Raw genomic sequence first — 1,447 nt, 5'->3', positions numbered from 1 at the left:
TGAACTGCACCCCAAAACTTGGACGGCTTAAATAAGAACTACGCCGCAAGGGACTGTCTCCGGAACTCCTCCGGGGTCAGTCCCTTCAGTTTAACCTGGCGCCTCCTCGTGTTCCAATGGACCACGAAGTCGTCGAGGTCCGCCTTGAAGGACTCGAAGTCCGGCCACGTCCTTCCGCGGAAGAACTCGTCCTTGATGTGGCCGAACACCTGCTCCGTCGCGCCGTTGTCGATGCAGTTGCCCTTCCGGGACATGCTCTGCACCACGCCGGCCTCCTCCAACCGCCTGCACCAACCGGCCTGCTGGTACTGCCAGCCCATGTCCGAGTGCAGGATCGGCCTGGAGCCCTTGGGCTTCCTGGACACGAGCTGGTCGAGCAGCTCGTGCTGCTGGGCCATGTTGGGGTGCAGCGACGTGGACCAGGCGACGATCTCCTTGCTGCCGAAGTCGTAGACCGGCGCGAAGTAGGCCTTGCCCCAGGGCTGCTTGAACTCGGTGACGTCGGTGCCCATCTTCTCCCACGGCCCGTCGGCGGCGAAGTCGCGCCCGATGACGTTCTCGAAGGTCTTTCCGACCTTGCCCCTGTACGAGTTGTACCTGTGGTAGTCGGTCTCGCGGCGGATCCCGCAGCTGATGCCCATCTCGCGCATCATCTTCAGCACGGTCTTGTAGGCTATGCGCGCGCCCCGCTCGGCGCGCAGGCACATGGCGATCTGCCTGTGGCCGCACCCGTTGGCCGTGCGCGAGAATATCTCGGCGGCGGCCTCCCAGAGCTCGGGCCTGGTGGGAGCCTTCGGGTGCGACAGCGCGTAGTAGTAGCTGGACCGGGCCATGCCGGCGCACTCCAGCAGGCGCCCCAGCCCGTGCCCCTCTTCGCGCAGGACCCTCACGGCCTCGACCTTCGCCCTGGTCAGAGCCCGTCCCTCCCGACCAGGGCACGCAATTTTTTTAGGTAGGCCACCTCGGTCTCGAGCCTTCGGCAGCGCTCCTCGAGCTCCTCCTCGCGGGTCCGCGGCCTCGCCTTGGAACCGCTCGGCCGGCCCTTGGGCCTGGGCCTGAGCGCCTCGGCGCCGCCCTCGCGGTAGAGCGCGCACCATCTCTTGAGCGGCGCCAAGGACATGACCCCGAACGCCTCCATGGCGTCCCGCTTGCTCATGCCGCCGTCGACCACGGCCGAGGCGGCGGCGACCTTCTGCTCGTATGTGTACCTGGCCTGCTTGCCGTCCATGGATAGCAGCACCTCGCTTCCGAACGACCGGTATACGTAGAGCCATTGTCTCACGGTGTCGCGCGGGACCGACAGCGCCTTCGCCGCCGACTCGGAGCCGTGGCCTCGCTCGAAGAGCCCGATCGCCGCCTTCCTGGCCTCGATGTCGTGCTTCACCCTCAAGTCGACACGCATAAAAAGCCTCCCATTTCTCATGTCCAAGAAATGGGAGGCAGTTCA

Annotated in this window: 2 protein-coding genes; both read right to left on the bottom strand. The window is 65.6% G+C overall.

Annotated elements, in window-relative coordinates:
- Positions 1-38: 38 nt before the first annotated feature.
- Positions 39-890: an IS3 family transposase gene (locus PMX21_RS10005; protein ID WP_263634064.1), complete on the bottom strand. Its 852-nt coding sequence runs from the start codon at positions 888-890 to the stop codon at positions 39-41.
- Between the two features lie 20 nt (positions 891-910).
- Complete coding sequence (locus PMX21_RS10000; protein ID WP_225093191.1) at positions 911-1,402, bottom strand: helix-turn-helix domain-containing protein; 492 nt, start codon at positions 1,400-1,402, stop codon at positions 911-913.
- Between the last annotated feature and the right edge of the window lie 45 nt (positions 1,403-1,447).

The organism is Collinsella aerofaciens, assembly GCF_028209885.1.
GTDB lineage: Bacteria > Actinomycetota > Coriobacteriia > Coriobacteriales > Coriobacteriaceae > Collinsella > Collinsella aerofaciens_BA.
The sequence above is the reverse complement of the archived record's forward strand: the minus strand, read 5'-3'. Positions and strand labels throughout refer to the sequence as shown.

Coding starts and splice junctions, on each gene's coding strand:
- PMX21_RS10000 (WP_225093191.1), bottom strand. CDS start 1,402: ATGCGTGTCGACTTGAGGGTGAAGCACGACATCGAGGCCAGGAAGGCG.